The 4,969-nt window shown below is 69.0% G+C and carries 4 protein-coding genes; 2 read left to right on the forward strand and 2 right to left on the reverse strand.

Features of this window, described 5'->3' with window-relative positions:
• A partial coding sequence (locus VFU06_17010) for a hypothetical protein (GenBank protein HEU5211100.1) occupies positions 1 to 519 on the forward strand: 519 nt, incomplete at its 5' end.
• A 64-nt stretch (positions 520 to 583) separates the two neighbouring features.
• Positions 584 to 3,391: an Ig-like domain-containing protein gene (locus VFU06_17015; GenBank protein HEU5211101.1), complete on the forward strand. Its 2,808-nt coding sequence runs from the start codon at positions 584 to 586 to the stop codon at positions 3,389 to 3,391.
• A gap of 328 nt (positions 3,392 to 3,719) precedes the next feature.
• Here the strand turns inward: VFU06_17015 and VFU06_17020 are convergent, their stop codons facing one another.
• Positions 3,720 to 4,307: a hypothetical protein gene (locus VFU06_17020; protein ID HEU5211102.1), complete on the reverse strand. Its 588-nt coding sequence runs from the start codon at positions 4,305 to 4,307 to the stop codon at positions 3,720 to 3,722.
• A 124-nt stretch (positions 4,308 to 4,431) separates the two neighbouring features.
• The coding region (locus VFU06_17025; GenBank protein ID HEU5211103.1) for a CGNR zinc finger domain-containing protein at positions 4,432 to 4,969 on the reverse strand (538 nt) is incomplete at its 5' end.

Below are 4,969 nucleotides of genomic sequence, written 5' to 3' on the forward strand. Positions count from 1 at the left end.
CTGCACGTCACCGACATCGCGGGGAACTGCCAGGCGCAGGGGCCGAACCCCCGGCTGATCACGCTGGACGCGGCGCGCACGCCGGTGAGCCTGCCGTTCGACGTCGTATGCAGCGCAGCGCGCGCGGACACGCTGACCGGCGTGATCAACGCCACGGCATGGCCTGCATCCGCGGCAACACTGCGCACGGCAAACGGGACGACGCTCTCCGTCAACGGGCCGAAGACCGCCGAGCTCGCGCGGCTCACCGGCATCCCCGTGCGTGTTTGGGGTCGCGCCAGCGCGACCGGCATCAACGTCCATGGCTACGACCTGCCGTCGCAGGTAGGCGCGGACCGCCGGCTCGGCATCGTGCTGCAGCGGGCAGATGGACTCTGGCTGCTCGGTGCGGAAGCCATCCGGCTCGTGAACCCGCCGCCCGGCCTGGCCGCGGAGTCCGGCAAGCTGATCTGGGTACTGGCACAGGAGGTCGCAGGCGGAATGCAGGTGAGCGTGTACGGCGTGATCCGGGAGGGCTGACATGCGAGCCATGAGATTCTTTGCGGTTACACCTCGCGCACAGACGCTACCCGGTGCGCGATGCATGCGACGTCTCTGCGCTGCGTGCGTCGTATTCGCCTGCTCCTCGCCGACCGACGCGCCACCCTCCAACGCACCGGCCTCGGTCAGCATCGCACCGGCCACTGCACTGCTCGTCTCCGTGAGTGACACCGTCCAGCTCGACGCGGTCGTACGCAACCGCCGCTCCGAGCCGGTCACCGCGAGCGTGACGTGGAGCGCGTCGCCACAGGCGATCGTCTCCGTGGACGCGGACGGCACCGTGATCGCACTCGGCAACGGCACTGCCACCGTGCGCGCGGCTGCGGGAAGCGTGAGCGGTACGATGACCGTCAGGGTCGAGCAGGCGGTCGACTCGGTGGAGATCGCCGGCGACGAGCAGGGTGGAGGAGTTGCCGCCGCACTCGACTCCATGGTTGTCGTGGTACTGCGCGACGCGCGCGGCCACCCCGTCGTGGGCGCACCAGCATCGTTCACCGTCGTGTCCGGCGGCGGAACCGTAGATCCCGCAACGACGCAGACGGATGCGAGCGGCACCGCCTCCGCCACGTGGACGCTCGGGGAGATGGGGCCGCAGGAACTCGACGTGCAGGCAGGCTTCAATGACGAAGCGTCGCACCGGTTCACTGCGAGCGCGCTGCCACTCGAGCCGGCGAGCATGGCCGTCCTGAATGGCGACGGGCAGAGCGAGCTGGTTGGAATGGCCCTGCCGCAGCCGCTGCAGGTACTGGTGCTCGATGCGGAAGGCAACGTGGTGCCCGACGTGCTCGTCGTCTTTTCGGTGGACGGCGATGCCGCGCTGGACGCTGCGGAGGTCTACACCAACCTGGACGGCGTCGCTGCCGTGCACGTGACGCTCGGCTCCGCGCCGGGCACGTACGCCGTGCACGCCACCGTACCGGACTCGCTGGTCCGCTCGGGCGAGCCGCTCGACGGTTCACCGGTAATCATGACGGCCGACGCCGTGACATTCTCGCTCGACGCGCCATCTGCGCTGGTTGCCATGGATACGGTCACGATCACGGGGACGGGCTTCCATCCGACGCTGGAATCGAATGTCGTCCACGTCGGCGGTGCGGCTGCGACCATCATCGATGGCACGCAATCGGCGCTCACGATCGAGGTGCCGACTCTCGGCTGCACGCCGCAGCGTGTCGTCGAGGTCGAGGTCTTACGCGCGGGCGGGCAGGGTGTGCAGAGCGTGACGTGGACGCCGGCGGGTGCGCTCGATCTCGACGTCGGCGAGCGTCGCATACTGACGGATGCAGACGAGCAGTGCCTGCAGTTCCTGCCCGGCGCCGACGATGAGTACCTGGTCGGGCTCTCGACGACCGCCCAGCTCGACGCCCGCTCCACGTTCTCGATGGTGGGGGTCGATGCAAACGGACCATTCGGCGACGCGATGACGGCGAACGACTGGACCTCGCGCCGTGCCGGTATCGTTAATACCAGCGCGTCGAGCCGAGCGGTGAGCAGCGATCCCGAGCTGCGGCTGCGAGCGTACGAGGAGACACTGGTGAGGGGGTTGCACGGATCGGCCGGCTCGACGCGCCGCTCGGAGCCTGGGCCCTCCGTGCCGGCCAGCGCGCCGCCCGTCGTGGGTCAGGACCTCCAGCTGCGCGTGCCGGACCTGCGCGCAGATCCGTGCGTCGATTTCCTTCCGGTCACTGCGCGGGTCTTCTCGGTCGGTGCGCGCCTGGTCCTCGCGAGTGCCGCACCGCTGCCCGACCCGGCGACACCTGCCTACGCCGCACTGGTCGCGGCCGCGAATGCGCTGCACGTCGCGTACGGGGACGCCGGCGTGGACATGATCGCGAACTTCCTCTCAGCTGGTGGCTGGGACCCGGAGACGCGCGTGACCGTCGTGCTCACGCCCAACGTGGCGCTGATGGAATTGCCCGCGTTCGCGTCCGTGGTCGACCAGCTGCCCCGTTCCAGCTGCGCGTCGAGCAACGAGGGGTTCTACGTCTATGTTGCCGTGCCGGACGCGCCGAGCGCCGCCGAGCTGATGGCCATGCTCGAGGACGTCCCACCGGAAGCAACGCATCACATCGCGCACATCGTGCAGTGGGCGCAGCGGCTCGCCCGGGGTGGCGGACTGCTGCCCCTGTGGATCGCCGAGGGACAGGCCGAGCTGCTGGTCGAGCATGTCGGCCTCCGTCTGGCGGGTTTCGGCTCGCAGCAGGAGCTCGGCGCCGCGGTGCTCGGCACGCCCGGCCTGAGCGACTGGATACAGGATCGCTTCGACCAGCTCGCCCGCTTCACTGGCTGGGATGGCGCCGCTGGCAAGACAGACGGCGCGCCCGAAGGATGCTCGCTGTTCGGCTTCGCCTCGCCCGATTCACCGTGCGATCCCTCCGCCGCACCGGGCGCCGCGTGGTCGTTCCTCCGCTACGTGAGCGACCGCTTCGGCGTCGCGCAGCCGGGGGGCCAGTCGGCGCTGCACAGCGCCATCCTCACAATGGATCCGACCGCCGACCTGCTCGCCCAGCTCGAGGCTCTGCTCGGTATCGAGGTCCCCGAGCTGATCGTCGACTGGGCAGCGACGCTCTACACGGACGGACGCCTGGCGACTGCTTCGGCACCCTCGCTCCAGCTGACAAGCTGGCGGCTCGACGAGTTGCTGCCCGACGACCCAAGACAGCTCACGCCGGAGCAGCTCGACTTCGCGGGCTTCACTCGCAGCGGCATGATCGTGGGCGGCGGAACCGCGTACTCGCTCATCACGTCGACCGGCAGCCATGGCTCACTGGCGGTTTCCGTCGGCGATGGCGCCGGCGGCGCAATTGCGGATGCCCTGCGGCCGCGGGTGTGGGTGGTGCGGATGCGGTGAGGATCGCGTGCATGCGAATCGGAGCCTGTGAGCGGAACCACAGCGGGCCGGCGCGAACGATCATGCAATGTGCCGCGATCGCTCCGCGCCAGCCGATGGGCGGTCAGGGTGTCGATCAAGTGGATGATGCCGTTGGACGCCAGGACGTCCGTCGGCACGATGCGCGCATCACCGATGAAGGCACCGTCGCAGGCCACGCCCGCAGGTGAGCGTCACGCGCATGAGCTCGGGGGTGTAACCGTGCTCGCTGACATCGGCGCGCTGCGTCAGCGCTTGAATGCCGGAGCGCCGGCATCCTGACCGCCGCGACCCCGGCACGCGCTGGTGTTCAGCCGCGACGGCGCTCCAGCAGCAGTGTCGTCACGGTGCCGATCACCAGCAGACGCTCGTCCTCGGGGGAAAGTTTCGCCGGCAGCCGCTCGATCCGGAACATGCTTTCCATGAAGGCGGGCTGCTTCTTCGCGCGCACCGCCGGTCCGCTGCCATTCGCGGAGAGCACGTAGCTCGGGTGAAAGACGTAGCCGCTGAGCGCACCCAGGATCGGGATCTGCTCGAAGAAGTTGTTCGCCACCTTGGACCACGGGTTCTCCTCCGTGGCCGTGAACACCACGCGATCGCCGTCCACGATGTCGTAGTGCGAGCGCCAGAGCGACTTCATGCCCTTCTGCCGGACCGCGCCGATGTAGTTGCCCTCGGCATCGGTGATCGTGTAGTTCGCCGAGAAGTCGATCACGCGATCCGCATTGATGTGGTACAGCGGCCGCGTCTGCGCCTGGTCCGCAAAGACGGTGATCGCTTCCTTCAGCTTGAAGGCCTTCTGCTTCACGTACATCATCAGCTGATCGCTCGAGTCGTGAACGGCCAGCTGCTGATGGATCGCGAGAATCTTGAAACGCAACGTCAGGGGATAGCTCACACGCAGCTCCACGTGTTGTAGGAAGGGGCGACCCTCGTCGGCCGCGCAGGAATGCTTCCCCACCGGGCTGCGGCTGTCAAGAAGCTCGTAGCGGCACGCCAGGGCAGGACGGGTGCGACTCACCTCAGCGACTCGCCGCCTCCCGCGCCCGGAAGCGCCGCACCTTGGCCACGTTGCCGCAGTCCGCCATGTCGCACCACCTGCGACGCCGGCCGCGGCTCTCGTCCAGGAACATCCAGCCGCAGTTGTCGCCCGGGCACTGCCCGATGCGATCGAGGTCCGTGCTGCCCAGGAGCTCCGCCGCGTCGAGAGCGACCGGCCAGAGCATCCGGTCCAGCGCAGCGTGGTCATCGTCCCACGAAAGCCGGAGCGGCAACGGCCCGCCCAGCCGCTGGTGGAGGCGCGCAACGCGCAGCTCGTCGTCGAGCACGGCGATGTCTGCAAGGTCCGGCTTCCAACCCTCCAGCGACGCACGCAGCAGGCGGTACGTCGCCTGGCGCAGCTTCAGTGCGCGGGCCAGCACCGCGGACGCGCGCGGCGGACGCTCGGCCGCGGCGGCGCCGAGCCGGCGCATGTCGGGTCGACGGAGGACTTCCACGAAGACCGCCCATTCGAGCAGCGCGCCGTACGACGTCAGCCATTCGCGCTCCGGCCGGTCCATC

The organism is Longimicrobiales bacterium (assembly GCA_035764935.1).
Taxonomy (GTDB): Bacteria; Gemmatimonadota; Gemmatimonadetes; order Longimicrobiales; family RSA9; genus DASTYK01.